Annotated in this window: 34 protein-coding genes; all 34 read right to left on the bottom strand. The window is 33.4% G+C overall.

Annotation, left to right across the window (positions count from 1 at the left end; genetic code table 11):
• Positions 1-580: 580 nt before the first annotated feature.
• Positions 581-883: a HigA family addiction module antitoxin gene (locus tag EHQ47_RS17080; protein ID WP_015675636.1), complete on the bottom strand. Its 303-nt coding sequence runs from the start codon at positions 881-883 to the stop codon at positions 581-583.
• Between the two features lie 11 nt (positions 884-894).
• Positions 895-1,176 carry a type II toxin-antitoxin system RelE/ParE family toxin gene (locus tag EHQ47_RS17075; RefSeq protein ID WP_135749156.1) on the bottom strand — a complete coding sequence of 94 codons (282 nt, stop codon included), beginning with the start codon at positions 1,174-1,176 and terminating at the stop codon, positions 895-897.
• A gap of 330 nt (positions 1,177-1,506) precedes the next feature.
• A complete protein-coding gene (locus EHQ47_RS19870; RefSeq protein WP_238839480.1) occupies positions 1,507-1,761 on the bottom strand; it encodes a CopG family transcriptional regulator in 255 nt (84 codons plus the stop codon).
• Positions 1,736-2,017, bottom strand: a complete 282-nt coding sequence (locus EHQ47_RS17065; protein WP_135749155.1) for a BrnT family toxin — start codon at positions 2,015-2,017, stop codon at positions 1,736-1,738. The genes EHQ47_RS19870 and EHQ47_RS17065 overlap by 26 nt, the downstream gene beginning before the upstream one ends.
• Positions 2,018-2,307: 290 nt before the next feature.
• Positions 2,308-3,000, bottom strand: coding sequence for a hypothetical protein (locus EHQ47_RS17060; protein WP_135749154.1), 693 nt, complete (start codon positions 2,998-3,000; stop codon positions 2,308-2,310).
• Positions 3,001-3,197: 197 nt separating this feature from the next.
• Positions 3,198-3,923, bottom strand: a complete 726-nt coding sequence (locus EHQ47_RS17055; RefSeq protein WP_244290390.1) for a hypothetical protein — start codon at positions 3,921-3,923, stop codon at positions 3,198-3,200.
• A 194-nt stretch (positions 3,924-4,117) separates the two neighbouring features.
• A complete protein-coding gene (locus tag EHQ47_RS17050) occupies positions 4,118-4,459 on the bottom strand; it encodes a type II toxin-antitoxin system PemK/MazF family toxin (RefSeq protein WP_135749825.1) in 342 nt (113 codons plus the stop codon).
• Positions 4,446-4,694, bottom strand: a complete 249-nt coding sequence (locus EHQ47_RS17045) for a ChpI protein (RefSeq protein ID WP_135749826.1) — start codon at positions 4,692-4,694, stop codon at positions 4,446-4,448. The genes EHQ47_RS17050 and EHQ47_RS17045 overlap by 14 nt, the downstream gene beginning before the upstream one ends.
• 284 nt (positions 4,695-4,978) lie before the next feature.
• Positions 4,979-5,368: a type II toxin-antitoxin system MqsA family antitoxin gene (locus EHQ47_RS17040; RefSeq protein WP_135747109.1), complete on the bottom strand. Its 390-nt coding sequence runs from the start codon at positions 5,366-5,368 to the stop codon at positions 4,979-4,981.
• Positions 5,365-5,676: a type II toxin-antitoxin system MqsR family toxin gene (locus tag EHQ47_RS17035; protein WP_135747110.1), complete on the bottom strand. Its 312-nt coding sequence runs from the start codon at positions 5,674-5,676 to the stop codon at positions 5,365-5,367. The genes EHQ47_RS17040 and EHQ47_RS17035 overlap by 4 nt, the downstream gene beginning before the upstream one ends.
• A 288-nt stretch (positions 5,677-5,964) precedes the next feature.
• Positions 5,965-6,288: a helix-turn-helix domain-containing protein gene (locus EHQ47_RS17030; RefSeq protein WP_135747111.1), complete on the bottom strand. Its 324-nt coding sequence runs from the start codon at positions 6,286-6,288 to the stop codon at positions 5,965-5,967.
• A 1-nt stretch (position 6,289) separates the two neighbouring features.
• On the bottom strand, positions 6,290-6,628 hold the full coding sequence (locus EHQ47_RS17025) for a type II toxin-antitoxin system RelE/ParE family toxin (RefSeq protein ID WP_135747112.1): 339 nt from the start codon (positions 6,626-6,628) through the stop codon (positions 6,290-6,292).
• 291 nt (positions 6,629-6,919) lie between these two features.
• The gene (gene vapC / locus EHQ47_RS17020) at positions 6,920-7,324 is read right to left on the bottom strand and encodes a type II toxin-antitoxin system tRNA(fMet)-specific endonuclease VapC (RefSeq protein ID WP_135747116.1); all 405 of its coding nucleotides are present in this window, start codon (positions 7,322-7,324) and stop codon (positions 6,920-6,922) included.
• Positions 7,321-7,551, bottom strand: coding sequence for a type II toxin-antitoxin system antitoxin VapB (gene vapB, locus EHQ47_RS17015; protein ID WP_135747117.1), 231 nt, complete (start codon positions 7,549-7,551; stop codon positions 7,321-7,323). The genes vapC and vapB overlap by 4 nt, the downstream gene beginning before the upstream one ends.
• Before the next feature lie 289 nt (positions 7,552-7,840).
• Positions 7,841-8,743 carry a GDSL-type esterase/lipase family protein gene (locus EHQ47_RS17010; RefSeq protein ID WP_135777674.1) on the bottom strand — a complete coding sequence of 301 codons (903 nt, stop codon included), beginning with the start codon at positions 8,741-8,743 and terminating at the stop codon, positions 7,841-7,843.
• Positions 8,744-8,958: 215 nt separating this feature from the next.
• Positions 8,959-9,309: a HepT-like ribonuclease domain-containing protein gene (locus EHQ47_RS17005; RefSeq protein ID WP_135599689.1), complete on the bottom strand. Its 351-nt coding sequence runs from the start codon at positions 9,307-9,309 to the stop codon at positions 8,959-8,961.
• Positions 9,299-9,613 (bottom strand): nucleotidyltransferase family protein, encoded by a 315-nt coding sequence (locus EHQ47_RS17000; protein ID WP_135747119.1) that lies wholly within the window; start codon positions 9,611-9,613, stop codon positions 9,299-9,301. The genes EHQ47_RS17005 and EHQ47_RS17000 overlap by 11 nt, the downstream gene beginning before the upstream one ends.
• Before the next feature lie 304 nt (positions 9,614-9,917).
• Positions 9,918-11,384: a caspase family protein gene (locus tag EHQ47_RS16995; RefSeq protein ID WP_135777673.1), complete on the bottom strand. Its 1,467-nt coding sequence runs from the start codon at positions 11,382-11,384 to the stop codon at positions 9,918-9,920.
• A 206-nt stretch (positions 11,385-11,590) separates the two neighbouring features.
• A complete protein-coding gene (locus EHQ47_RS16990; protein WP_135777672.1) occupies positions 11,591-12,355 on the bottom strand; it encodes an endonuclease/exonuclease/phosphatase family protein in 765 nt (254 codons plus the stop codon).
• 210 nt (positions 12,356-12,565) lie between these two features.
• Positions 12,566-13,375, bottom strand: a complete 810-nt coding sequence (locus EHQ47_RS16985; RefSeq protein WP_425269588.1) for a metallophosphoesterase — start codon at positions 13,373-13,375, stop codon at positions 12,566-12,568.
• Positions 13,376-13,585: 210 nt separating this feature from the next.
• On the bottom strand, positions 13,586-14,134 hold the full coding sequence (locus EHQ47_RS16980) for a hypothetical protein (protein WP_135777671.1): 549 nt from the start codon (positions 14,132-14,134) through the stop codon (positions 13,586-13,588).
• Positions 14,121-14,465 (bottom strand): helix-turn-helix domain-containing protein, encoded by a 345-nt coding sequence (locus EHQ47_RS16975; protein ID WP_135777670.1) that lies wholly within the window; start codon positions 14,463-14,465, stop codon positions 14,121-14,123. The genes EHQ47_RS16980 and EHQ47_RS16975 overlap by 14 nt, the downstream gene beginning before the upstream one ends.
• Positions 14,466-14,702: 237 nt before the next feature.
• A complete protein-coding gene (locus EHQ47_RS16970) occupies positions 14,703-15,692 on the bottom strand; it encodes a PD-(D/E)XK nuclease family protein (RefSeq protein WP_135777669.1) in 990 nt (329 codons plus the stop codon).
• A gap of 177 nt (positions 15,693-15,869) precedes the next feature.
• On the bottom strand, positions 15,870-16,328 hold the full coding sequence (locus EHQ47_RS16965) for a hypothetical protein (RefSeq protein ID WP_135777668.1): 459 nt from the start codon (positions 16,326-16,328) through the stop codon (positions 15,870-15,872).
• 287 nt (positions 16,329-16,615) lie between these two features.
• Positions 16,616-17,287, bottom strand: coding sequence for a hypothetical protein (locus EHQ47_RS16960; protein ID WP_135777667.1), 672 nt, complete (start codon positions 17,285-17,287; stop codon positions 16,616-16,618).
• A 201-nt stretch (positions 17,288-17,488) separates the two neighbouring features.
• Positions 17,489-18,154 (bottom strand): hypothetical protein, encoded by a 666-nt coding sequence (locus tag EHQ47_RS16955; RefSeq protein ID WP_135777666.1) that lies wholly within the window; start codon positions 18,152-18,154, stop codon positions 17,489-17,491.
• A gap of 211 nt (positions 18,155-18,365) precedes the next feature.
• Complete coding sequence (locus EHQ47_RS16950) at positions 18,366-18,782, bottom strand: type II toxin-antitoxin system VapC family toxin (RefSeq protein WP_135749896.1); 417 nt, start codon at positions 18,780-18,782, stop codon at positions 18,366-18,368.
• On the bottom strand, positions 18,760-19,020 hold the full coding sequence (locus EHQ47_RS16945) for a ribbon-helix-helix protein, CopG family (RefSeq protein ID WP_135749895.1): 261 nt from the start codon (positions 19,018-19,020) through the stop codon (positions 18,760-18,762). Before EHQ47_RS16945 ends, EHQ47_RS16950 begins: the two co-directional genes overlap by 23 nt.
• A gap of 379 nt (positions 19,021-19,399) precedes the next feature.
• Positions 19,400-19,813: an ester cyclase gene (locus EHQ47_RS16940; protein ID WP_135777665.1), complete on the bottom strand. Its 414-nt coding sequence runs from the start codon at positions 19,811-19,813 to the stop codon at positions 19,400-19,402.
• 319 nt (positions 19,814-20,132) lie between these two features.
• Positions 20,133-20,657, bottom strand: a complete 525-nt coding sequence (locus tag EHQ47_RS16935) for a hypothetical protein (protein ID WP_135777664.1) — start codon at positions 20,655-20,657, stop codon at positions 20,133-20,135.
• 279 nt (positions 20,658-20,936) lie between these two features.
• Complete coding sequence (locus tag EHQ47_RS16930; RefSeq protein WP_135777663.1) at positions 20,937-22,031, bottom strand: hypothetical protein; 1,095 nt, start codon at positions 22,029-22,031, stop codon at positions 20,937-20,939.
• Between the two features lie 211 nt (positions 22,032-22,242).
• Positions 22,243-22,899, bottom strand: a complete 657-nt coding sequence (locus EHQ47_RS16925; RefSeq protein ID WP_135749975.1) for a hypothetical protein — start codon at positions 22,897-22,899, stop codon at positions 22,243-22,245.
• A 426-nt stretch (positions 22,900-23,325) separates the two neighbouring features.
• Positions 23,326-24,744, bottom strand: coding sequence for a hypothetical protein (locus EHQ47_RS16920; protein WP_135749974.1), 1,419 nt, complete (start codon positions 24,742-24,744; stop codon positions 23,326-23,328).
• 196 nt (positions 24,745-24,940) lie between these two features.
• Complete coding sequence (locus tag EHQ47_RS16915; protein ID WP_135777662.1) at positions 24,941-25,669, bottom strand: hypothetical protein; 729 nt, start codon at positions 25,667-25,669, stop codon at positions 24,941-24,943.
• Positions 25,670-25,826: the final 157 nt, after the last annotated feature.

Raw genomic sequence — 25,826 nt, 5'->3', positions numbered from 1 at the left:
CTTTAGGATAACACAATACTAAGCCGTATTTTAAACCAAGTTTTTCTAGGAAATAATATCCCTTGCAATATAGATCATAGAGTAACTCTATTGAATCAGAATAATTATCTCCTTTTTTAGTAATATTGTTAAATATTCTGTTTATTCTCCAAGTTTCGTATTCCTTCATATCAATATTTTTTTCAATTAACGTGATTGCTTCATATCTACTTGCATTATTGTTGAAATTTATAGAAAGTAAATCAATGTAATCGTTGTAATCAAAGTTAGATTCAATATCCTTTGATTCAAAGAGTATAGACTCGATATCTTTTAAACTATAATTGCCATTTAAAAAGTTATATAGTGTTTCATTTGTTTTTTAGATAAAGAATTCATTGTAGTTTAATTTTTCACTATGTCGTATAACGAACTAGGCTACTCGACGTAGGCTGACCCTGAGTCCCGGCGGGACGTTAGGGATTGGCACGACGCTTGCGTAGGCAAGAGGAGTGACAAAAGCCTATGTGTCGCAGACCGAACGAGGGCGTAAGTCCCGAAGTGAAGCGGTTAGTCGCTGTTATACGAAGTTTTGAAAAGCTTAAGCGGAAAGTAGTTCTTTATAATTTCTAATTAATCTTAATTCTTTTTCAATTTTGTCTTCTTCTTCTCTGACTTCGAATTCATCCTGTATTCCCATCCAAAACTGAACCGAATTTCCAAAGAATTTAGAGAATCTGAGCGCAGTATCTGCTGAAATTCCCCTTTTACCGTGAATGATTTCGCTAATTCGTGTCGGATTAAGTTTTGTTTCTTTTGCTAATCTATATGCAGTAATATTCATAGGAATTAGAAATTCTTCACTTAAAATTTCACCAGGATGAACATTTGGAATTTTTTTCATAAATAAATCTCCTAATGATAGTCTACGATTTCAACATTGAAAGCATTTTCTGATTTCCAATTGAAACAAACTCTCCACTGGTCATTGATTCGAATGGAATGTTGGCCAGCTCTATCACCTGAAAGTTTTTCAAGTTTATTTGCTGGAGGTATTTTTAAATCGTCCAAAGCAGTAGATTTAGCGATCATAACCAATTTTCTGTATGCAACAGACTGAATTTGAGTCGGAATTTTTTTGGAAAATTCTCTTTTCCAGATTTTTTCAGTCTCTTTATCGCGGAAAGAAACAATCATAAAAGATATTACTGTCTTCCGATAATATTGTCAACCGGTATTATCTTATAATGTAATTTTTTTCAAAATTTCGTATAACGAACTAGTCTTCCCGAAGTTCCCTGTAGCCGAGCCTCTGAAGGAGGCGTTGGCGTCGGCGCGACTTCTTGCGGAGCAAGAAGCGTGACGGAGAGGAATGTGGCGTAGCCCAAACGAGGGCGCCAGTCCCGAAGTGAAGCGGTAAGTCGCTGTTATGCGCTGGCCAGAAAGGTCAGATGGCCTGTTTTTTAAAATGCAAATTCTTGTATTTTTATAATTAAGAATTTAGTTGTTCTTAATCTATATTCAATCTTACTTGTGAGCAAATTTATCCGCGTATAAATCTAAAACCTTTTTAATCATAGATTGATACGGAACACCTGATTTCTTAGATTGATCTTTGAAAAAACTAATGCTTTTCTTGCTTAGTAATATTGTAACTTTTGAGTTATCTTCTTTAATAATCAACTTATCCGGAGGAGGTAAAAAATCATCAATAACCAGAGAAGAATTGATAGCTTTTGAGATGTTATTTGGGGTATTAGTGTAAATTGTTTTCTTTTTCATAAAGTTTTTTTCCCTCTCTCCAGAAGCCAGCACCAAAGATCCTGATATTTTTTCCTCTTAATGTAAATCGTACAGTAATAATTCCATCTGGAATTAAACCGAAACAAAAGAAACGTTCTTCAGATTCAGTAGAATGCAAAATGTCTTTTGAAATGATTCTATTTTTATCCAGAAAAGCAAGTTGTGCGGTATAAAAGTCAACCCCGTGTTTTTCTAAATTTTCTAGATTTTTCTTAGAATCCCATTCAAACTCCACATTTAAATTCTACACATTAATCGTATGTATGTCAATACATATATTTGACTGTATTTTTGAACGGTATTTCGAATTTTCTATTCTAAGAGCTAATTTTTCTGGCTTGCGTATAACGAATTAGGGGAGACGACGTTCCCTGACCCTGAGTCCCGGAACGGGATGTTAGGGACTGGAACGACACTTGCGTAAGCAAGGCGAATGCCAGAAGGGAAATGTGGCGCAGCCCAAGCGAGGCCGTAAGTGCCGAAGCGAAGCGGTAAGTCGCTGTTATGCGTAGTTTTTGATTTTTGCTAATTATTTTCAATAATTGAATCAATTAAATGACCCATACTTTTAATTTCTGGAAAAGCTGATTGGATTGCAAAAACTATGAAAGTGATTATAGCGAGTAAAAATAAAAAAGGTATAATTGTATTTTTTATAACGACACCATACCATCCGATACTTTGATAATTCTTTATTTTTTTGTAAATAAAAGTCAAAGCAAACGATTCAAATATAATTTCAGATAGAAAAATTGGGGAGATAAATATAACATAAGCGAATATAATGAAGATTGAGAAAGTTATGATTAGGATAAATATAACCAAAAATATTTGTTCATAATCAAAGAGAAAATCATAAATTTTCGAAGTGCTATTAATATTGCTACTACTAAGATTTCTATTAGAATCAATTCTAAGAAGATTATAAGATTCATCCGGATGTAGATTCATTCCTTTGAATGCAAAAATTACCCAAATACGAAGAAAAAGAAAAAATGAAAGATATCCAGTGAATATGGCAAGTGGATATCTAATATACATTAATGAAAGGCCCAAGTTAAGAAGTACAATAGAAGTAATCGTAGCACAGATAAAACTAGCACTTAAAATTACAAACATTTGGAATCGAGGGTTTCCATTTTTAAGCAAAGTTGCTTTTATTTGGTTTAATTGCTTTGCTTTAGAATTTTCATTGTTTTCTTTTTTGATTTTATTCATAATTATTTTTCAAAAATTACGCATAACGAACTAGTGTTACCGAAGTTCCCCGACCCTGAGTCCCGACGGGACGTTAGGGACTGGCATGTAGCTTGCGTATGCGAGCGAATGCCAGAAGGGAAATGTGCCGCAGGCCAAGCGAGGCCGTAAGTGCCGAAGCGCAGTGAGTAGACGCTGTTATGCGAAGTAATTTAATGTTATAAAGCAATTCCCGCGTATACAGAAACACTTAAGTAATCTCGAGAGTTTTGATTTTTTTCTCTTAGAAAAACTTGTTCTGTAACATAATTATCTGGTAGTCCATTGAAATATTGCGGATTGAAAGAGTAATGCTCATTTATCCTTCTCGTTGATAAGTGTCCATATTCAAATTCGGAACCAATAATTAAAAATTCAAAAATTTCTTTTCTGTATCCAATTCCTAAAGAAGCAGAATATCTATCGGAATAAATAGTGGTTTTTTGATATGGTTTGAAATCAATATTGTTACTTTGAATAAAAAATTGGTTTTTTTGCTCTTCTTTATAGGCTTTATTTAAACCAAAATTTAAGCTACCGTAGAAGCTTCCAAAAAAGAAGTATTGAGTTCGCAATCCCCAAGATTCATTCATCCTAGTTCTTTTAAATTCCTTAATATCGACTGAATCTTCATAAATGCCAGGTGAGATTACCCCTTTTTGAATTGGTTCATCACCAGTTCGATATGATAAGCCGTAATAGAAATTGTTAGAGATAGCATAGAGTAGATTAATTGAACTTTTTGAAAAAGCAGTAAGAGCAATGTATATATGTATTTTTTTTCTCGGTTTATTCGCTTCAGTTGGCGAACTAGATTGTGCATTTAAATTTATGGATATGAAGAATAAAAGGGTAACGGTTATTCTTCTAAAAATTTCTTTCGGTTTTTTGTTTATTATTTTCATTAAATTTCTTAAATTATTTCGCATAACGAACTAGACTAACCGACGTAGGCTGGCCCTGAGTCCCGACCGGGACGTTAGGGATTGGCGCGACGCTTGCGTAAGCAAGAGGAGTGCCAAAAGCCTATGTGTCGTAGACCGAACGAGGGCGCAAGTCCCGAAGTGAAGCGGTTAGTCGCTGTTATGCGTAGTACCGATTATTCCAAAGAAAGAACAAGTTTAATCCCTTCTTCTACCTTTTTTATATTTTTGATTTTTAATTCAGATGCTTTGTTTATGAATCTTTCTCTATCGAGAGTTACAATTTGAGAAACATTAACGACTGAATCTTTTGAAAGATTTGTATCTTTCCTACTTAATAAAACATTTCCTGGAGCGGTAGCTATATTTAAATTAGTGGTGAGCGGGACAACAATGATTGTATTGATATTACTTTCGTTAAAAGAATTGTCCTGAATTATTAGAACAGGTCGTTTATAACCTGGTTCGCTTCCAAAAGGGATTCCTAAATCGACCCACCATATTTCACCACGCGTCATTTTTAAGACTTTTTCTCAGAGTGGAGACTGAAATATTCGAAATTTGTTTATCGGAATCATATAAATTCTTAGCGTAAACTTCGTTTAGTTTTTCCGTAATTTTTTCCTTTGAATGATTTTGTATAAATTCTTCCAGTGCCTTTGCAAATAACTGACTTCTTGGAATCCCTAATTTTTTAGCAGTATTTTCAGCAGAAACGAATAAATCGTCTGGAATAGATATTGCAGTTTTCATGGAATTAGTATAACTTTGGTATAACCTTATTTCAAGCTTTTTTTTTGAAGTTTTCCAAGTATATTTTATTCTTTTTTGCATCTCCTGAGATTTAAATTTAAGGCATTACGCATAACGAACTAGGCTAATCGACGTAGGCTGAGCCCTGAGTCCCTGGAGGGGACGTTAGGGATTGGCACGACGCTTGCGTAGGCAAGAGGAGTGCCAAAAGCCTATGTGTCGCAGACCGAACGAGGGCGTAAGTCCCGAAGTGAAGCGGTTAGTCGCTGTTATACGCTGGACCGTTACTTGTGAGAGAGTTTTTGATTTTTTAATGGTAATCTGATATCTCCAACAAAGACATATCTGATTTTACCAATATTCATCATTTTGTGAATAGATTGGCGAGTTAGTTTTAATTTCTTCGCCATCTCATCAACACTTATAAGATCAGCAGCAACAGTGACTTCAGCATCTTTTTTTGCTTTAAACTCAGCAATTGCGGAATTGATATGATTTTGAGATTTCCTTGTGAAAATTCCATCTTTACAACCTTTGCAAAAATAACCTTCTAAGTTATTAATTTTAATAGTTCCATAATCTTTAACAAAATAGTTTTCAGAAACGTCAGATTTGAAGACCATAGAATTTACTTCGCCACAGGAAGGACAATCGATCCATTTTTTATCTTTCATATGCTTTCGTCTCCTTTAAAAGAAATAACTAATGTATTGCTGTTAGAAATTTGAATTTTAATATATATTTTGAAATTGTTACTTACTTTTTTATAAACATCATGCCAGAGTAGGTGATTATTATGAGAGGTCATAGATTTGAAAAAGTCAGCATTTTGCAAATTTAGAACATCATTGATAATATCCTCTTCTCCATACCCAAAATGTTCGAGAGCAGTTTTTTGAGCTTTTCTCGTTACCGAGTATTTTCCTTCCATTATCAGTTCTTTGATCTTTTTTAGAGGATAATGGCAAATTCGTTTTTCCACTATTTAGAGTAATAGTTTAATTGGTTTACGTTGTCAACTACTTAAATTTTTCCTTAAAACTAAAGCTTAACGGTCTTGCGTATAACGAACTAGTGGAGACGACGTTCCTCGTAGCTGAGCCTACGGAGTAGGCGTTAGCGTCGGCGCGCCTTCTTGCTGGGCAAGAAGCGTGCCGGAAGGGAATTTGCCGGAGGCCGAGTGAGGCCTTGTGCCGAAACGTAGCGGGAAGACGCTGTTATACGACGTTTCCGAATGTAATTATTTAGTTAAGCCACGGATGGCGTTTTCTTAGGCTCTTAATAAAACAAATTCTTCTTTGTTTTTCTTTTTTTTGGGAACAGCTTTAATTTCAACATCAAATCCACATGCATGAACATAGTCGACTAGTGTGGAGATTTTAATATCAGATCTAGATTCAATTCTAGAAACACTGACTTGCGAAAAACCATCTACATCAGTTTGCTTAATTCCTTGTTTTTGTCTTAGTTCGGCAAGTTTTAATTTGAAAATTTGTTTCTGAGCCTCAGCTTTTGCTTGATCAATAATATCTTGTGAAACAAATTTTGTGAGATCAGTATCAAAACTTTTTAATTCTTTCTTTTTCTTAATCATATTACAAATCTCCCAAATATTCTGAGTATAATTCTTCAGATTTTTTAATCATGTTAGGATAAAATTTCTTAGAAGTAGCTTTGTTTCCACCAATGAGTAAAATGGCATTTCTCTTTGGATCAAAAACGAAAAATATCCTAAAAGGTCTATTTTTACTATTAACTCTAAGTTCCTTTAAATTTTTAATTTTAGAGCCGGTAATGGTGTCAACATGTGGTCTTCCAAGTCTAGGCCCAAACTCTTTAAGAATTTCGATAGAAACTAAAATATCCTTTTTTGCATCATTATCCAGATCTTTTAACCAGAGAACTATCTCTTCGGTTCTTTTTATTTCATACACTTAGAGTAATATAACGTGTAAGTAATATCTGTCAAGAATTATGTAACCTCTTTTTCTCGCTTTTTTCGTTCTTACGGGCATGGACGCCCGTTCTTTTTTAGATCTCTCGGAAATGTCGTATAACGAACTAATGTTACCGAAGTTCCCCGACCCTGAGTCCCGGCGGGACGTTAGGGACTGGCATGTAGCTTGCGTATGCAGGCGAATGCCAGAAGGGGAATTTGCCGGAGGCCGAGCGAGGCCTTGTGCCGAAGCGAAGCGGTTAGTCGCTGTTATACGACGGTCAGCATTCTAGTTAATCCAGTTTTCGATTTTAAGTTCTTTAATTCTCTTAAATTCTTTTTCATTGTTTGTAACTAGTATAATATCATTTGCGATAGCTTGAGAAGCAATGAGTAAGTCGTAGGGACCTATAATTTCTCCCTTTTTTTCTAGTTTTGTTCTTATTGAACCAGCTTTAGAAGCAGATTCAGAATCGAAAGGAATGATATTTAGAAATCCAAGAAATTCATTAAGAGTTTTTTGATTTTGTTCTGATTTTTGACTTTTTTCAACTCCATATCTAAGTTCAAACTCAGTGATGGCAGAAATAAAAATGTTATCTAGGCTTATTTTTTTGAATTTTTGATAAACGATTTCAGGCTTTTGATTAATGATATAAATGCAAATATTTGTATCTAACAAATACTGATTCATATAGAATTTCTCTTATCAAAAGTTTTCGGTTGATTTCTTTCTATGTTAAAATCATCAGAAAAATCACTTAGAGATTTCCATAATCTATCAACGGCATCGTCGATCGGAGAAATAATGACACAATTTCCGTCTTTTCTGATGTAGACTTCTTTTCCTTTAAAACGAAATTCTTTTGGAAGTCTAACTGCTTGACTATCACCGTTTTTAAATAATTTTGCACGATTCATATATACATTTTAGTATATATATTTTGGCTTTGTCAAGTCTGAAATTTCCCGATTTTTCTTCAGCTTTTCCCATGTCCTGAGGCATACATTTGCTGACTGTCGTATAACGAATTAGGCTAATCGACGTTCCTCGTAGCTGAGCCTCCTGTGGAGGCGTTAGCGTCGGCGCGACTTCTTGCGGAGCGAGAATCGTGACGGAGAGGAATGTGGCGCAGCCCAAACGAGGCCGCAAGTGCCGAAGTGCAGCGATTCGCCGTTGTTATACGACGTTCGGAGTTAGAGTTAGGAGCTACAGTTCTCCTTTTATTAGTTTTTCTATTTTATCTTTTGGCGATTTATAATCATTGTCATCAAAACCTTTAGAATTCATTTGTATTTTTAATTTTTCGAAGTTTAATCCATTACAAGGTCCAGAAGGGTTTGAATTGGTTATTCCCTGCATCCAATTACATGCCATTTTAAAATAACCGAAAGCATTTGGATGAATACCATCAGGTGAGTAATCATTTTGATCATTTAAGAGATTAAACATATTTACTACCCTGACTCTAGCTTTTATAATTGGTGGTAGAGCGTTATATTTACTATCAATAAGACTATTGTATAATTGTATTTGGGAATTTAGATTTGAAAACAGTTGATTAATGGAGGAAATTTGAATTATTTTAGCAACAACGACAGTAGTATTTGTATTTGCTGCTAGAATGTTATTAATAATAATAAATAGGTTAATAGCAGCAGTTTCGTAAGATTTATTCTGTAGAATATCATTTGTACCTGCATGTAATAATGTAAAGTTAGAAAAACTAGCGAAGGTTGAGATTTGAATTAGCTGGTCAGTTCGATAACCTGGATAACCATCATGAGTTTGAGTATTAGTTATCCATTGTAAATAATAGGATCCACCGCTTTGGTAACCTTCAGTAGTAAAATATAATCCTAAACCTTGAGTAGCAAGTAAAGTCAACCATCCTCTATATCCACCTCCAGCCAATGCAGGAGGCATACAAAGTTGTTGGTTTATTTGTGAAACGTAACAATTACCCCAATCAGAAAAACCAACACCATAAGTGATAGAATCACCGAAAGGTCGAATTAGAATGGGCTGTAACGATTGTGCAGTTAAACTAGTTAAGTTGGAATAGATGACTAGTAGACCGGCAAATAGGATTTTCTTAATATTTTGTTTCATATTTTTCTCTTTTTTAAAAATTTATTCCGACGAATGTCGTATAACGAACTAGACTAACCGACGTAGGCTGACCCTGAGTCCCGGACGGGACGTTAGGGATTGGCACGACGCTTGCGTAAGCAAGAGGAGTGACAAAAGCCTATGTGTCGGAGACCGAACGAGGGCGTAAGTCCCGAAGTGAAGCGGTTAGTCGCTGTTATGCGTAGTCGCGGAAGTTAATCAAAAAGTGTCTTTTCTTTTTGTAAAATTTCTTTAATTTGAATTTCAAGTATTGGAATTTTGTTTTTAACAAGATCCCAAACAATATCATAATCAACGATGAAGTAGCCATGTATTAAATGGTTTCTTGTTGCAGAAAATTTTCGCCATTCAGGTTGATTATGCTTTTTCTTAAAAGAATCAGAAAGTTTATTAGAGGCTTCGCCAATAATCTCAATACTTCGAACAAAGGCTCGTTTTAGAACATTATTATTAAGAAATGAATTTTCATCAGTTTTTGATAATTCATCCTTTAGAAAGAGAATTTCATTATAAATATGCTTAATATAATCTAAGTCAGACTTCAATTAATACTGACTCACTTTCAACGGAAATTTTCAGAGAACCAGATATAGATTCAGTAGTAAGTAAATCAACTTTTACTTTAAAAATGTCTTCAAGTAGAAATGTAAGATTAATATAATTATCAAAATTTTTCATTCCAGACTTGAATTTGACAAGGAAATCAATATCACTATTCTGCCTTGCTTCATTTCTAGCGACGGATCCAAAAAGATGAATGGTCTCCACTCCTAGAATATCCAATTCCTTTTTGTAATTTTTTAAGGAGTTTTGAATAGAGTTTGAATCTAGAAGTTCAACTATCGCCATATCTCAAAATTGGTCGTTTTTGTGTAAAAGTCAAGCGATTGAATATGGTGCTTTTGCCTCTGTTTTCGATATTTTTAGCATATTAAAAAGTGTTTCCCATGTTTTTGGGAATAAATTTGAGCGATTACGCATAACGAACTAGGCTAATCGACGTTTCCCGACCCTGAGTCCCGACGGGACGTTAGGGACTGGCATGCAGCTTGCGTAAGCAAGGCGAATGCCAGAAGGGGAATTTGCCGCAGGCCGAGCGAGGCCTTGTGCCGAAGCGTAGCGGTAACATGCTGTTATACGCTGTGCTCTTTGTTCAATGGATTGGATGTCTTAATATTCTAAAATTGTATGGAAATACTACTCTTGTGACTTCTGCAGGTAAGTTTTTAAATTGAAAGGTTAATCTGTTTTTTGGAGCTCCAATTTTTTTCGAAATTATATCGTTTAAGTTTCTTACATCGATTGCATAAGAATAATATTGGTCACTTTCAAATTGATATATTTTCTTCCCTGAACTTTCGTAAAGACAATTAATTCCGTCAACTGATAGGGATTCTACAAACCAACCGTCTTCTTCGTTATTTGAAAAGGTTACTACAAATTCTATTTGGCGTAATGTTATTGGATTGAAATTTATTAAGAAATTATATTCAGATAATTTTTGATATATAAAAATGCCGGAATTTCGATGTTCGGGTAATGATATTAAGTTATACAATGCTTCTCCAAAACCAAATTTATATTCATCTCGTAACTTACCTTCAGAATCAAAATAGATTTCGAATAACATTCCATTTAGGATATGGAAAATAACTTCAGGATCTTTTTCTTTTATAAATATATTTAATGCGTTCATAAAGGATTTAGCGTTGTTAGCATTTCCATCGGCAGCTTGATAAATATTTCGACCGAGAATAAATAAATGATCTTTTTTACACTCAACAAAATTTAGATAATTTATTTTTGGAATTACTGGATTTTGCTTATACCAATCATGACTTCTTAGTCCGAGAATTATTTCCATTATATCCTCTTTACTAGAATAATCAAAATGTTTATCAGCAAGAGCTTCTTTTGAATAAGTTGAATTGAATTCATCGTTAACAATGCTTAAGTTGAAATAAAAATCACCCATAAGAGAAGTATGTTCCCATGATATTTGCTTTTTATTCGTAATCATGCTTAAATCATTTCTTACACGCTTGAATAATTCTTCAATTTTAATATCTTGAGTATTGATATGCTTCAACAATGCTTCAGTAAAGGCACCGTTTAAACCTTTGCCATCGGATGCGAGTTGTCCTGGTGAAGTAGCATAAGAAATAATAGTGCCTATAGGTGCAAAGATTGGGGCTAATCCAAGAACATTTCCTCTGAAGCTTCTTTCGTAAGGATTGTCTCTGCAAGCATCGAGGATTATTATTTTTGTATAGATAGGACTTTTTTCTAGAATATCGATTACAAGATTTAATGGAAGAGAGGTATGTTTAGCGTAACTTTCACTTGTAAAATCTGTATCGATTGCATTTAGATAGTTAACTCCATCAATTTGCATACCATGACCTGCAAAGAAAAATAAACCGATTTCATTTTCTTTTAGTACATTTTCAAAATCTTTTAAAGATGAATGCATATCTTTAATTGTAGAGTCGATATTTAATATTGTTTTAAAACCTAGTTGTGTAAGATTCTTTTCCATTTCAATTGCATCATTTGTAGGATTATTTAAGATATTTCCCGGATACTTTGCATTTCCAAAAATGAGTGATATTTTTTTCATAATTAATTTAAGAGCATAGCGTATAACGAACTAGTGTAAACGACGTTCCCCGACCCTGAGTCCCGGCAGGGACGTTAGGGACTGGAACGACGCTTGCGCAAGCAAGAGGAGTGCCAGAGGGGAATGTGTCGCAGACCAAGCGAGGCCGTAGTGCCGAAGCGCAGCGTTTCCCCGCTGTTAGTCGCAGTGTTCTTTGTTACTGTGAATTAATTTTCAAAATCTACGATTAAAGGCATGTGATCACTAAAATTAATCCAATCATTGCATTTTCCAATTTCGATTTTGGACTTCTCAATGTAGCCTTTGGGAATAAATGTATAGTCAATATGGTATGCTTTATCAAATTTTCGATGGAGATAAAAAGTCGGACTTTTTTCCTTTCCTTGTTCTTCCATATTTAATTCGTGATACAAACTTTTATAATTCCATGATTCTAGAATATTAATGACTTCAGTATGGTTCCACCATCTATCAATTTTATCCCAAATTTTATTACTATTAAAATCTCCAATTATAATCGTAGGTTTTTCAGAAATTTGCGTTTTATTCGCTAATATGTATTTCCAAAATTGACCAATATATTTAAAGGTTTGGTTTCCACGACCTTTCGTCCATACGGCGAGGATATTAAGATTGCTATTGATAGATACGGGTAAAAATTGTTTAAGATCCTTTGATTGCCATGATAAGTGATCTGAATTTATTTCTGGTATGTTTATTTCGTAAATTCCATTCCATTTTAATTCATTGAATTCATTGAATTCAATGTTTGTTTTGAAAAAAATACCTATGCCTTTATTTTCCGAATCTCCTTTCCAAATATATTTTGAATATTTAAAATCTTTGAAATCACTTTTATATTTATCTGGATTTTCACATTCTTGAATTATCAGAATTTCAGGTTCTAACTTTTCTATTTTCTTAAATTTCTTTCTAAATCCTCCGCCACAATTCCAACTAATAATTTTCATTTTTTATTATAATTTAAGAACATTGCGACTAACGAACTAGTCTTCCCGAAGTTGTCCGACCCTGAGTCCCGAATGGGACGTTAGGGACTGGCACGTAGCTTGCGTATGCGAGCGAGTGACAGAAGGACAATTTGCCGCAGGCCGAGTGAGGGCTTGTCCCGAAACGTAGCGGGAAGACGCTGTTATACGCCGTGTTTCGCAATTTAGTGTCTATTTAGATCGTAAAACAATGATTGGAATCTCAGCCGGACAGTTAAAACGAATTGGAAGAATAGACCAACCAACTCCAGCAGAGATTAAAACTAACTCATTTAATCTAGAATATCTAATTCCAATATCAAAGTTTTTGTCCTTTACTGGCAAAACAGGAGATTTACTTACAAATGGAATTCGAACTTGTCCACCATGGGTATGTCCAGCAATGAATAAATCAATTTTTTCGGAATGAGGAGTATTTGAAGAATCAGGATTATGAGCCAAGGCAATTCTGAAATCTATCGAATTAGATCCTTTTAAAATTTCATCGATTGGAATATGATCTTCCCAAAAGTCTCCTAATCCAGCGAATAGTATTCTTTCATTTCCTTTATTTATAAATACTTTTCTATTTCGAATGGATTTTCCACTTTCTTCTAATAGTTTTAAAGACAATTTATCGTTTGCCCAGTGGTCGTGGTTTCCATTGACAAAAAATTCACCATCTTTCGCTTTTAAGATTTTTAGCAATTGCCAAACATTAATTAATTCCTGATCAAAATTTCTTTTTTTGACATAGTCTCCAATACCTACAATTAAATCCGGATTTTTGTCATTTATAGAATTCAGCGTATGCTTGATCCAAAATTCAGGAACTAGGAAACCATAGTGGAGATCAGACAAAACAGCAATTTTATAGCCATCAAAACTTTTTGGAATTTTCTCTGATGTTATTTCATATTCAGGGAATCGAATGAAATATCTTTCGATGAATAGAGAATTAACGGATAGTATCAGCGAAACAAATATTAATAATTTAGTTATTCTTTTTTTCATATTTTTTGAAACATGGCGTATAACGAAAACAGCTACCCGAAGTTCCTCGGAGCTGAGCCTGCAAGGCAGGCGTTAGCGTCGGCGCGTAACTTGCGGAGGCAAGGGACGTGCCGGAGAGGAATTTGCCGAAGGCCGAGCGAGGGCGAAGACCCGAAGCGAAGCGGTTAGTCGCTGTTATGCGTAGTCCCGTATATTAAATTATTTCTTATATAGCTTAATGAATTCATCGAAAGCCTCTTTACCGCTACTCGACTCATTTAGACACCATTCTTGTACTTTTTGTAAGTTAAAATTTTGACTTTTTGCAACTAACAATGCCTGATCTAGACATTCTCTAGCTTTGAAATGTATGAATGAAGCTAGTCTATCTTTGATACAATCTGTAGGAGATAAAATTTTGAGTATCTTTCCTTTGAATTCTTTTTCGTCAGGAATAATTCTGTAATCATCACCTATTGATACTGGTGCAGAAACGAATTCAATATACAAATGCTGACATTTTGGGTGAACATAATGACGGTTTACTTTATTAAAGCCAATACTTTCCATAGTAGACTTGATTTCAATCTCCTTTGATAAAAGAGGTTCAACTAAATCTAAATCTCCAGAACGATATGCTCCTTTTGAATAAATTGCCACGACAGCACCACCAACTAAAACGGAATGAATTCCTTTATTTGCAAGATGCCATCCAACAAATTTCCAAAGGTCTTCCTCGTCAACAATAGTCCAATTAGGTTCTTCCATATACAGGTTTCCCTTTTAGCCGAGGTCTTCTTCGTTCTGAAAATATTTTTTCTTTTTCTTCTATAGTTAATGAATTATAAAATATAGCTAAGATATCTTTAATAGGTTTGACAAAAGGCGATTTTTGGTTAAATGAAAAAAGTCTAGTTCTTCCTACATTTTTTGCTACAAGAATACCGGCATTTTCAAAACGTTCGAGTTGTAACCTAATTGGTGTAGGAGCGAGTTGATAATCCTTTGCTATTGCAGCTGAATGAATTTCATTGTAATGAAATAAATGTAGAAGAACTCGTGAAGCTGTTTTATTCCCAAATATACCATCAAGTATCATGGTTCATTGATACAGCTTTACTTAAATGCATCAACTAAAAAATAGTCGATATTGACTAAAAAATAGTCTATAGGGATTACGCATAACGAATTAGACTAACCGACGTAGGCTGACCCTGAGTCCCGACGGGACGTTAGGGATTGGCACGACGCTTGCGTAGGCAAGAGGAGTGACAAAAGCCTATGTGTCGTAGACCGAACGAGGGCGCGAGTCCCGAAGTGAAGCGGTTAGTCGCTGTTATACGAAGGACGATTCGTTAGAAATAGAATTTAAAAAATCACTATAATATTTTAGTTTTGCAATGGTTTTTTCAGTATCGATAGTTGATCTATTTTCTATTAGCCAGTTTTGCTTTTCTACTGTTGCAATGGTCATTGTTTTTCCGTTACCAAATCTATTTGGTTTAGTAATCGTATTAATATTTTTTACTTTAGAATTATCAATTATAAAGTTTGAAGCATTTTCTCTGATTAGTTGTCTATTTTCAACGACGTTTTCTATTTTAAAACATAATTGCCAATGTTCAATTTGAAGGTAAATGAGATAGTTTCCCCAGGTTATGTAGTTCCACCAGAAACCCATGAACCCACCTTTCGGATTTGAAACATAGGTCCAATCGGAATCCTCAAAATAAGTTTCAAGGGCTTTGAAAAAACCTATCCATTGAAAATAATTCCAGTCTTGACTTTTTTTGGACAGAAATTTTTTTTCATCTTTTTCAAGTTTAAGAATATAATTAAGAAAATCTGTGAAAATTTCATTTTTAATATAGTCATAGTTGATTAAATTCATAATTAGATTTGATCGATCGAATACCTTGAATCCTTCGTTAATAACTTTTGTTAAGCTTTTACGACTTTCAGACCCAGTTTTTAAATAAACGCAATATAGAGAAAAATTGTTTTTGAAACACCAATTCTCTTTTAGTTTTTTATACCGAGAAAGTTGGTCTGAATGTGCACCTGAGTGAATCTTATCTTCTATTATTATCAATATTGAATCATTTATTTTTATGCAGATATCTATTGCTTTTTCTTGTTTTACTATTTCTATTTGAGAAATAACAAGGTCACTTCTATTTATTAAAGTTTTAATTAAAGAATGAGCGCATTCGTAAAGTTCTTTATTTAGAGTTTCATTTTCCTTTGCAGCCCAATTGAAAAGCCAAACGAAAAATGCATCTTGAGTTAGTTCCGAAGTTCCGTAGTTGAATAGATTTGGTTTCATATCGTTTGATCGTCTTTCGTATAACGAACTAGACTAACCGACGTAGGCTGGCCCTGAGTCCCTGAAGGGGACGTTAGGGACTGGAACGACACTTGCGTAGGCAAGGGGAGTGCCAGAAGCCTATGTGTCGCAGACCAAGCGAGGGCGTAAGTCCCGAAGCGCAGCGGTTAGTTGCTGTTATACGAAGGAACGGCTTTTGCTCTTTAGTTTTTTTTTATGTTTTATATAATTTGTATGAATTTCTTTTTCAGTGAGAGAATCAAAAAAATTGATGTTGTTTTCACTTGTTTGTTCACTGATATTTGAATTTAATACCTTTTGGCATATATCTATTCGAGAAAATAAACCTCCCTTTATTTCCTTGTTTTTTTTAATTATACTTTTACCTGATTCGGTATATTTGATGATATTGTTACTAAATTGAATAAATCCTTTTCTTTGTAGTTTTATCAATGCATCCTTTATTTCTTCTAATGTTAAAATGGCATGATTTAATGAATCACCAGCAGCAATGAGTTGAGAGAAATCCAATATTGTCTCATCTTTTGTAGAAAAGACTAGCGATTCGAAAACCCAAGAATCTGAATAATTAAAATAGTCATTATCTTTGTTAGTTTTCTTTGGTTTTTTATTCATTTGATTTATAGAGTTATATTTGTTTAAAATTAAAATTGGAATCTATATTAATATTATAGGGCAAATAAAATTGAAATTTTTATTTTACAGTATATAATTTTGCCGTTCTTTCGTATAACGAACTAGGGGAGACGACGTTCCTCGTAGCTGAGCCTCGCAGAGGCGTTAGCGTCGGCGCGACTTCTTGCGGAGCGAGAAGCGTGACGGAGAGGAATGTGGCGTAGCCCGAACGAGGCCGGCAGTGCCGAAGTGAAGCGTTTCCCCGCTGTTATACGCAGGCAAGGAGATTAATTATTATTTTGTATTTCTTTGATGATTTTTTCTAAAATTGGGCTTTTACATTCATCTAGAGTTAGTGTTCTACTGCTTAATCCCGACTTAATGACAACAGTAAGTTCTTTTGATTCTGAACTTGAGCCTTCCCTTAAATAGAAGCCATCCTTGAGAAGATAATATGAGAATAAACCTGATTTTTTCAATTCTTCATCTTTCTCATTGATTAGACTATTATACATATCAGGTAAAATTTCTTTGAATTTTATTCTTTCAATCCAATCCCATGCTTTAGATTTAACTCTCTTGCTTTTATCATTTAGGACAATTTTAAATAGATTCAATTTTAAATCTAATGGAGAATCTTTATCAACTGAAAGTATTGAGTTAAAGCGTACATGAGATTTAGAAGATTTTGACATTTCTATAACTTTTTCACAGGCCTTTTCACTAAATTGTGTAAGGTGTGCTAATAAATCCGTTCCATTTTCATATAATGGTCCCCTATGACTAGTAGCGACTAATGTTATTTTTTCCAATAGTTCGTGATCTTTGTAACCTCCGTAACGATAGTGATCAAAGGCATCATAAGCATCGATCATAGGTTGTACTAATTCCGGATATTTTGGAATTAGGTATTCTTCAATCCAAGATTTTATACGTTTTGTGTCTTTTGTGTAATTCAATTGAATTCTCCTTGCTTGCGTATAACGAACTAGACTAACCGACGTGGGCCGGCCCTGAGTCCCAGCGGGACGTTAGGGACTGGAACGACGCTTGCGCAAGCAAGAGGAGTGCCAGAGGCCAATGTGTCGCAGACCGAGTGAGGGCGTAAGTCCCGAAGTGAAGCGGTTAGTTGCTGTTATGCGAAGTCGGGAAATGCTTATTTAATTGTTGATTTTCGAATTTATATCTTCTATTATTTGTTTGGATATAAATTTGATAGTTTCGCTATAGTTTCTATTTAAATTTGAATATTTTGTATATATACCTACGTTCATGTTTTGTTTAGTTGAATAAATTTTTGAGAAAAATTCTTTATTTCTTGAGTCAAGAAAAGCAATTTTTAATTCTATTTCGCATTCATTTGCCATCGCGGGAGCACCAAAGTACCATAACAATACTCCATATAAACTTAATCCATACGTGTAGAATCTTCTTTCACAGAATGATTTTTGTAAAACTCCTTGTATAGTAAAGTCGGTAGGTATGGATTTATCATCTGTGATTAATATTTTTTTTAAAGAGAATTTGCTTCCAATTTCCTTTTCAAGAATGTCGGCTATAAAATATTTTAAAGGTGAGTTTACAGAAATTTCATCATATTCTGGAAAATGTAATTCTTTTTTTCCATAAATAAATAAAGGAATAAGTGAAAGTATACTATTATCTATGTTTACTCCTACTCTAGCATCATCCAAAAAAAGGATCTTTAGACTCTTATTTGATAAATTTACTTTGTTTTTTGAATCTTCTATTTCATATTTATAGATAGGAATAGTTCTACAAGATTCAAAAGCTAAGGTCAAAAGAATTATTGTTTTTATTTTCATTTAGTAGCCTTCTAATTTTAAATTTTTCCGATTTCGCTTAACGAACTAGACTAACCGACGTAGGCTGGCCCTGAGTCCCGAATGGGACGTTAGGGATTGGCACGACGCTTGCGTAAGCAAGAGAAGTGACAAAAGCCTATGTGTCGCAGACCAAGCGAGGGCGTAAGTCCCGAAGCGCAGCGGTTAGTTGCTGTTATACGCTGGGTCGCATTTATATTTTAAAGAGGTTTTGTAGATATTTTCCTCTTAAGTTTTTATAAATGGAAAAATCTGAATCAATACTAATAATTTTTTCGATACCTAATTTTTCCGAAATACACATTAAAGAAGCATCAGCTAAATCCATTGGTAAATCTGCATACTTTCTCATCCGATTTTTGATATATTTAAGGTCGTCAATGTTTAAATCGAAAATTTGAATGCTTCCTCTTTCAATCCATTCAAGAAAATCAGCTTGAGCTTCGACTGAGAAAGATAGTAGGTAGACAACTTCTGTAACTACTGGCCAGGAAGAAATTAATTCACCAGTATATGATTTAAGATATTTTAAAGTAGGTTTGTGAAATTTATCTTTTGAGTTAAATAAGGCAATAATCGGACCAGAATCAATGAGAGCTACGTTTTTCATTTTTCTTTCCAATAGCTTTTTGTAAGTATGCTTTTCTATTTTGAGCTAAATCGGTAATATCAGAATTATGTTTTCCAAATAAATCTAAGCCTAGTTCAAAGGGAGTTTTATTAATTCCTCGATTTTTAATGTATTCTAGAATGGAATCTTTAACAATTTCTGTTCGGCTTTTTCCTTCAGATTTAGCAAATGAATCTAATTTTCTTTCTAGTTCTGGCGGTAGACGTAAACTAATCATATTTAAATCGTATTACGTATTTGTATTACGGTCAAGTTATATTTTTATTATTCCTATAAACATGGTGAAATTTTGCGACCTTGCGTATAACGCATTAGTCTTCCCGAAGTTCCCTGTAGCCGAGCCTACGAAGTAGGTGTTGGCGTCGGCGCGCCTTCTTGCTGGGCAAGAAGCGTGCCGGAAGGGAATTTGCCGCAGGCCAAGCGAGGCCGTTAGTGCCGAAGCGAAGCGTTAAGGTGCTGTTATGCGAAGGAAGAAGTTTACAGTGGATTTGGATATTAGTTTAATAGTCCCATTCTCTAATGATATTTTATTTAATATTTTAGAACTTTTTTTTTAAAAGAAAATTAAGAATAAAATTTTTTAAAAAATGTAAAGTTTAAATTAAATCGGAGTTAATATGCCCTAATTGCATTAATCCATTAAGATTGTCATACTCAACCCAAGTATCAGAAATTTTGTTGTCGACAATTTTGAAAAAACAATTGAATGAAGCGGATAAAATTTTATTGGAAGGAGCAAGTTTTCCTAATTTACCTTTCTGAGTGCCGGTAAATTTTATTCGAGCAGCAACCAGATCATTCTCCTCAATTAAAAACTCAATTTTTTCATCAAGATCAGGAAAAGTTTTCAATTCATTTTTATGGAATTCTACTAAAGAGTGATTTCCATGAATTTCATTAGGTATTGAAGAGCTATGTCTTATGAAATTTGAATGTGTTAAGCTTAATACTTTTTTCCAATTGCGTGAATTTGTAGCTTTTATAAATTCTTCTACTATCATTTTTTTCATTCAATAAAAACCCGGTTATATTATAAAGTTTAATTATATTTAAATAAATTTCTTGATCTATATTAATCTAAAAAGTTTTGCTTCTTCTTTCGCATAACGAATTAGACTAACCGACGTGGGCCGGCCCTGAGTCCCAGCGGGACGTTAGGGACTGGAACGACGCTTGCGCAAGCAAGAGGAGTGCCAGAGGCCAATGTGTCGCAGACCGAACGAGGGCGTAAGTCCCGAAGTGAAGCGGTTAGTCGCTGTTATGCGCAGGTCATGTTTTGAAGACTCATTTGTATTTATTTGAAATGTCTTTATAATTTTATGTTCTCTATTATCTGTATTTAGGGAACCTTAATGGTATTCGAACTGGAAAATCATATAACGGAAATTCTTCCAGATACCAAACGATCATCTCTCTACAGAACGATTTAAATTTTTCATCTGACCATAGTATTTTTAATTGTTCTTTAGTAAGTCTCAGTGATTTATCTTCCTGATCCTTTTCATTGAAAACTTTTCCAGTATATGGATTCAATTTAGGCCAAGATTTGTTTTGATCTTTGTAGTGTCCATGCGGAACTGAGGGGTATGGGTCTGGATCAGCTTTAGTAAATATCCAAATTCCAAAACACTTAAATTCAATTGATCCTTCTTCTTTCATTTTATTTACGATTTTTTCACTAAAATCTGGATTATTTTCTAAAGAGAAATTTGTCTCTCGAATTTCAGACCTTGGATCATCTTCAATGTCTCCATATATCCAATGAGCAATTTTGATTCGATCTTCATATTCAGAGTATCCTATTATTCCTAGAATAAATTGTATATCCGCTAAGATAAATAATGTGTTATGCATGTTAATAGTTTCCTTTCGATGGTTTATTTTTTCGTAAATATATATATTTTTTAAACAGTAATTAAATGCATTTAATGACTTGCGCATAACGAACTAGGCTACTCGACGTTTCCCGACCCTGAGTCCCAGTGGGACGTTAGGGACTGGAACGACGCTTGCGCAAGCAAGAGGAGTGCCAGAAGCCTATGTGTCGGAGACCGAGCGAGGGCGCTAGTCCCGAAGCGAAGCGGTTAGTTGCTGTTATGCGCTGTGTCGTATATACTGGAACGAATTAATTGGTCAGTTTTGGTTTTTGAAATATTTCGGTATATATTTTATGAGATTATTGACAATCTTTGTATCAGTTTTTGCTTTTTCTAGGGATACGGTTGTTTGGTCTTTATTTAAAATAAAATTTCTCTCAGTATTTGATAATGAATCTAGAGATATTCTTAACGCCTCAGTTTGATTTGACGAAAGTGAAATAACTGTGGAAATCGATTTTAATTGTATGTTTGTTAATTCGTTTTGGTAATATTTAATTTCATCTAACCCACTTTTATACAATTTTAAAAAAAAGTATGCGAATACTTCTATAAAAACGAATAATGAAAATCTGGGAATGAATGAAATGAATATGTTTTTTAGAAAAATCGAGTTAGTTTCATCTCCTTTTTGAGATAATTCCTTTAAATTTTCTGATGTATCGAGAATGTTTACGGTATTAAGTAAAAGAATTAATCCAGCGGCTGTAATAATCATTCCAATTGCAAGGTTAAAATTTGCTCTTAAACTCAAATTTCTGATTTCAGATAAAATTCTTTTTTCAGGTTTTAGTAAGTAATCTGTAATTTCAGAGTTCACTCTCGGTTCCTGCTGAGATTTTTCCATTTCGTTTAAGTGTTTTTTTATAACGCTTTCAATAATATTTTTTTCTAAATTATCGATAGTTTTTAGAATTATTGTCTTTTTGTCTTCTTCTGTGATTATCTCCTTGGTAACGATTGTATTTTGACCATCGAGAACCTTCTCTAGTTTTATTTTTAACTCGCGAGTTTCATTTCTATTATAGTTTATTTTTTCCAATAAGTTTTTAGTTATTTTATCTAATAGAATATTGTCTTTGTTTTTCTCTCCTGATTGAAGATATAAAAGTGAAAAAGAGAATGAACCTAATAATAGAAGTAAAATTCGAGTATCAGATTTTTCTTTGAAATAAATATTGAAAAAAAATAATATTTCAGAATATAATTCAGGATAGAGAAAGGAGGTAATTCCTAATCCAAAGGAAAATACACCTATAATTGCTAATATTCTTTTATTAGTTATTAGATATATTATGTATGTGGAAATATATGGACTAAATAATATTTTCTTTTTTGCTTTTTCTGACATTTTTTTTCCTTATTTTGATTGAATTATTAGACATAGCGCATAACGAACTAGACTTACCGAAGTCCTCCGACCCTGAGTCCCAACGGGACGTTAGGGACTGGCATGTAGCTTGCTAAGCAAGGCGAATGCCAGGAGGAGGATTTGCCGCAGGCCGAGCGAGGCCGTAGTGCCGAAGCGAAGCGGTAAGTTGCTGTTATGCGTAGTTGCGATTCTAATTGATCTCAAATCTTAAAATGCTTTTTATCTTGAGTGTATTTAGAATGCAAAAATGATACTTTTGGATTTCTAATCGGGAATTGTTTATTTGAAAATTTTTTCCATTGTATGTGTAATAATCGTAACTTTTGAGGTTTTCGTTGAATAGTAATATAAGATCGCCTTTTTTGGAGAGGGATTCTTTATGATTGAGTAATTGAGTGTCGCTAATATTTGGAATCCTTGCCCGATTTTTTGAGCAAAAGTTTGATAACTGGGTTCCTGCATTTTGAATATTTTTATCATCGATATTAACAGTATTATCAAGAGATTTTATTTTTAAATTGCCTAGAGAATAATCATAACGGCAGGAAATATTTTGATCTGTAAACATTACTGCAGAAAGCAAAAACCAGGAGTAGATTATTGTATATACAGCGAAAATTAAAATAAATAAATTGTTTTCTTTAATTCCTTGTGTGAAGTATATATATGCTTTTTTCAATACAAAGGCATTTGTAATTAAAGATAATGGAATTAATGTAAATAAGAAGACAAATGCATTTTCTTTTCCGAATATACATGCGATTCCGTTTGATTTGTAAACGTTTAGCATTATGAAATAGTAAGGATTTAAGATAAAATAAAGGAAAAAAAATAAAAATACAATCATGATTTTAATTCTAATTTTTTTGCTTTGATGAAAATATTTGGTTAATAGTTTTTGATAGTATTTAATCAAAGCTTCTGTATTTTCATACTGATTTTTGATGCTTTAGAAAAGGAAACTGCTTTTATCGAAATATGTATTTAAAACTTGATTTTGGCGTTTATCAAATTTTGACTTAATTGGAAGCTATTTTTCGGTTTGTGGTTTGAAATAGAGAAAATTATTTAACTTTTGTTTTTTTTTGTTATTAAGCAAAGATCTTCAGCAATTACGCATAACGAACTAGGGGAGACGACGTTCCCTGACCCTGAGTCCCGACGGGACGTTAGGGACTGGCACGGAGTTTGCGGATGCAAACGAGTGACAGAAAGGGAATGTGTCGCAGACCGAGCGAGGGCGTAAGTCCCGAAGCGAAGCGGTTAGTCGCTGTTATACGCTGTTAAATTTTATCATGAATTTTAATTTTTCAATTAATAAATATATTGAATTTGTTTCTATGATAGCTGGAATTTTATTTTCCAAAATTTTTGTGTAATTTTCTAAAGAATTATTATAGTTGAAATTTTTTAATTCTATTTCACCCCTTTTTACGAGGTATAAGCTGGTTAAGTAACTGTCATTTTTTATTTTCTCCATGTGGGTTTTAATTGCAATTTCATTAAAATCCATTATTTCTGATGCGATATAGGAATTGAGATAATCATTGTCTGGATATTTTTTTAACAGATATTTATAGCCTAAAGTTAAAATATCTTGATGGTATTTTTCATTTAACTTAATTAAGTTAAGTAGATTCTCCGAAGGATCTTCAGTTATAACAATATCTGGATTTATATTTAAGACTTCTTCAAAGGAATTTATGTTTTTAAATAAAATTCTGTTTTTTACTTTTTCGATTAAGTATTCTAATTCATTCATTTCTAGAATGTTTGATTTTTTTAAATCCGTTAAGAAATTTAAATACTGTTCATCGTCGTACCCATCCATTGAATATATTAATTTTTTTTTTAATTCTTTTTCGGATTTTTCATGAAATAGTTTTTTGAAATAAGTAAAATCATCCTTCTTTCTATACCTACTAATTACATTAATTAATTCTAGTTGATAGTCTGTATCCAAATTCGATTCGATAAGTTCTTTAAATAATTCATAAGATTTTTCTTTATCTCCCAGGAATAAGCACTCCAAAGAAAAGTTAAATGAAATAATTGGTTTTTCAGGATCAGATTTAATATCCTTATTTATAAGGATTCTATTTTTGCATTCTTCGATTAGAATTTTATTAATTTCTTCGTCTTTGAGGGATTTATGTTTTTTCTTATCTGAAACTGATTCAAATGTGGTGTTATAAGGTTTATAATCCAAATTTTTTCTAATTCTTACAATGTGTTCGCTAATTTTAGGATGAAATGTATTATTGAAGTCATCAAATATTTTTATGTAATGATTACTTCCATTTTTTAAAAGAATATCGAATACCCAATTTAAATAAGCAACATCTGATTTTTTTACTTCCAAGAGGTATTTTAAATTTTGAATATTTATTTCAGTTGGGTTATTTATTAATAATGTAGTAACAAAAAAATCTTTATTCTTTTTGAAAGGTAATGTGTTGATTAAGAACATTAGGTATTTATTGTCGTAGTAACCAGCTATTTGAAGGCAATCAAAGGCACTAATTTCGCTAAGTTTCTGATCGTTGTTTTTAAAATGGGTTGAGATTTGCTCAAATAGATAATCTCTTTGACAGTACTGTATTATGTTGTTTTTGTGTTCTGATTTAATTTCTTTTATGAAAATAAAGAAAATCAGAAATATTGTTAGAATAAATTGTATTTTTTTTATCATATTTTTAATGGCGTATAACGAACTAGACTAACCGACGTAGGCTGACCCTGAGTCCCGAAGGGACGTTAGGGACTGGCACGGAGCTTGCGTATGCAAGCGAGTGACAGAAAGCCTATGTGTCGCAGGCCAAGCGAGGGCGAAGTCCCGAAGCGCAGCGGTTAGTCGCTGTTATGCGAAGTAATTTATTGTTTCAATATTATAATGCTATACCGACAAAAATATTTATTTGATAATAATCTGAATTTTTTTCTTTATTTTGAAAAAAATTCTCATTTATGTAAATTGAGCTTATATTGGCAGGAATGGCACCACGATAATATTCCGGATTATAAGTTATATGAGTATTCCTTTTTCCTGCTTCCATATATCCGTATTGAAATTCAAATCCAATAGGTATGTAATTAAAGAACTCCTTTCTAAATCCAATTCCAAGATTTCCGAAATATTTATCAGAGAAAATATTCCTTTCCTTATAAGGTTCAATATCAATTGAAGCGCCACTAATCGTGGAATAATTTTGGTTTTCCGAAGTATATCCTTTTTCAAATCCAAAATATAAACTTCCGTAGAAATTTCCCCAAAAAAAGTATTGAGTTGAAATAGAGAATGTTTCCGAATTTCTAGATCTCGAAAGATTATAAAATTTGGTAGATCCAGGTAATGATCCTTGATAACTATAATTTTTTTGTTTTGAACTTAATCCAACACCATAGTTGAAACCAACAAAGAAATTGTTTGTAATTCCATATAGAAAATGAATATTTGGGGAGCTTTCCGTTTCGTTTGTAAAGTATTTAGTGTTTGTCTGTAAAAAGCCAACTGGAGAAACAAGAAGGTTTATTCTTTTCCTTTCTAATGATTCTGATGAAATTCCATTCCAGATTGAAGTAGATAGAAAGAGAGTTAGTATTATTTTTTTATTCATAATCTTTTAAATTTTAAATTATTTCGCATAACGAATTAGGGGAGACGACGTTCCCTGACCCTGAGTCCCGACGGGACGTTAGGGACTGGCACGGAGTTTGCGGATGCAAACGAGTGACAGAAAGGGAATGTGTCGCAGACCAAGCGAGGCCGTAAGT

Origin of the sequence: Leptospira bourretii (assembly GCF_004770145.1) — a bacterium.
GTDB lineage: Bacteria > Spirochaetota > Leptospiria > Leptospirales > Leptospiraceae > Leptospira_A > Leptospira_A bourretii.
This window is presented reverse-complemented; position numbering and strand designations above follow the sequence as displayed.

Bases quoted from the DNA above. Each gene is read 5' to 3' on its own strand.
- EHQ47_RS16980 (WP_135777671.1), bottom strand. From the start codon at position 14,134: ATGGAAGAACCTAATTGGACTATTGTTGACGAGGAAGACCTTTGGAAA.
- EHQ47_RS17030 (WP_135747111.1), bottom strand. From the start codon at position 6,288: ATGATTAAGAAAAAGAAAGAATTAAAAAGTTTTGATACTGATCTCACA.
- EHQ47_RS17060 (WP_135749154.1), bottom strand. From the start codon at position 3,000: ATGAATAAAATCAAAAAAGAAAACAATGAAAATTCTAAAGCAAAGCAA.
- EHQ47_RS16915 (WP_135777662.1), bottom strand. From the start codon at position 25,669: ATGAATAAAAAAATAATACTAACTCTCTTTCTATCTACTTCAATCTGG.
- EHQ47_RS17000 (WP_135747119.1), bottom strand. From the start codon at position 9,613: ATGGCGATAGTTGAACTTCTAGATTCAAACTCTATTCAAAACTCCTTA.
- EHQ47_RS16940 (WP_135777665.1), bottom strand. From the start codon at position 19,813: ATGAAAAAAATGATAGTAGAAGAATTTATAAAAGCTACAAATTCACGC.
- EHQ47_RS16965 (WP_135777668.1), bottom strand. From the start codon at position 16,328: ATGAATAAAAAACCAAAGAAAACTAACAAAGATAATGACTATTTTAAT.
- EHQ47_RS16935 (WP_135777664.1), bottom strand. From the start codon at position 20,657: ATGCATAACACATTATTTATCTTAGCGGATATACAATTTATTCTAGGA.
- EHQ47_RS16945 (WP_135749895.1), bottom strand. From the start codon at position 19,020: ATGATTAGTTTACGTCTACCGCCAGAACTAGAAAGAAAATTAGATTCA.
- EHQ47_RS17045 (WP_135749826.1), bottom strand. From the start codon at position 4,694: ATGAAAACTGCAATATCTATTCCAGACGATTTATTCGTTTCTGCTGAA.
- EHQ47_RS17075 (WP_135749156.1), bottom strand. From the start codon at position 1,176: ATGATTGTTTCTTTCCGCGATAAAGAGACTGAAAAAATCTGGAAAAGA.
- EHQ47_RS17050 (WP_135749825.1), bottom strand. From the start codon at position 4,459: ATGACGCGTGGTGAAATATGGTGGGTCGATTTAGGAATCCCTTTTGGA.
- EHQ47_RS16955 (WP_135777666.1), bottom strand. From the start codon at position 18,154: ATGAAAATAAAAACAATAATTCTTTTGACCTTAGCTTTTGAATCTTGT.
- EHQ47_RS16990 (WP_135777672.1), bottom strand. From the start codon at position 12,355: ATGAAAATTATTAGTTGGAATTGTGGCGGAGGATTTAGAAAGAAATTT.
- vapC (WP_135747116.1), bottom strand. From the start codon at position 7,324: ATGAATCAGTATTTGTTAGATACAAATATTTGCATTTATATCATTAAT.
- EHQ47_RS16975 (WP_135777670.1), bottom strand. From the start codon at position 14,465: ATGATACTTGATGGTATATTTGGGAATAAAACAGCTTCACGAGTTCTT.
- vapB (WP_135747117.1), bottom strand. From the start codon at position 7,551: ATGAATCGTGCAAAATTATTTAAAAACGGTGATAGTCAAGCAGTTAGA.
- EHQ47_RS16930 (WP_135777663.1), bottom strand. From the start codon at position 22,031: ATGTCAGAAAAAGCAAAAAAGAAAATATTATTTAGTCCATATATTTCC.
- EHQ47_RS17080 (WP_015675636.1), bottom strand. From the start codon at position 883: ATGAAAAAAATTCCAAATGTTCATCCTGGTGAAATTTTAAGTGAAGAA.
- EHQ47_RS19870 (WP_238839480.1), bottom strand. From the start codon at position 1,761: ATGAAAAAGAAAACAATTTACACTAATACCCCAAATAACATCTCAAAA.
- EHQ47_RS16920 (WP_135749974.1), bottom strand. From the start codon at position 24,744: ATGATAAAAAAAATACAATTTATTCTAACAATATTTCTGATTTTCTTT.
- EHQ47_RS16995 (WP_135777673.1), bottom strand. From the start codon at position 11,384: ATGAAAAAAATATCACTCATTTTTGGAAATGCAAAGTATCCGGGAAAT.
- EHQ47_RS16925 (WP_135749975.1), bottom strand. From the start codon at position 22,899: ATGATTGTATTTTTATTTTTTTTCCTTTATTTTATCTTAAATCCTTAC.
- EHQ47_RS16970 (WP_135777669.1), bottom strand. From the start codon at position 15,692: ATGAAACCAAATCTATTCAACTACGGAACTTCGGAACTAACTCAAGAT.
- EHQ47_RS17055 (WP_244290390.1), bottom strand. From the start codon at position 3,923: ATGAAAATAATAAACAAAAAACCGAAAGAAATTTTTAGAAGAATAACC.
- EHQ47_RS16950 (WP_135749896.1), bottom strand. From the start codon at position 18,782: ATGAAAAACGTAGCTCTCATTGATTCTGGTCCGATTATTGCCTTATTT.
- EHQ47_RS17010 (WP_135777674.1), bottom strand. From the start codon at position 8,743: ATGAAACAAAATATTAAGAAAATCCTATTTGCCGGTCTACTAGTCATC.
- EHQ47_RS17040 (WP_135747109.1), bottom strand. From the start codon at position 5,368: ATGAAAGATAAAAAATGGATCGATTGTCCTTCCTGTGGCGAAGTAAAT.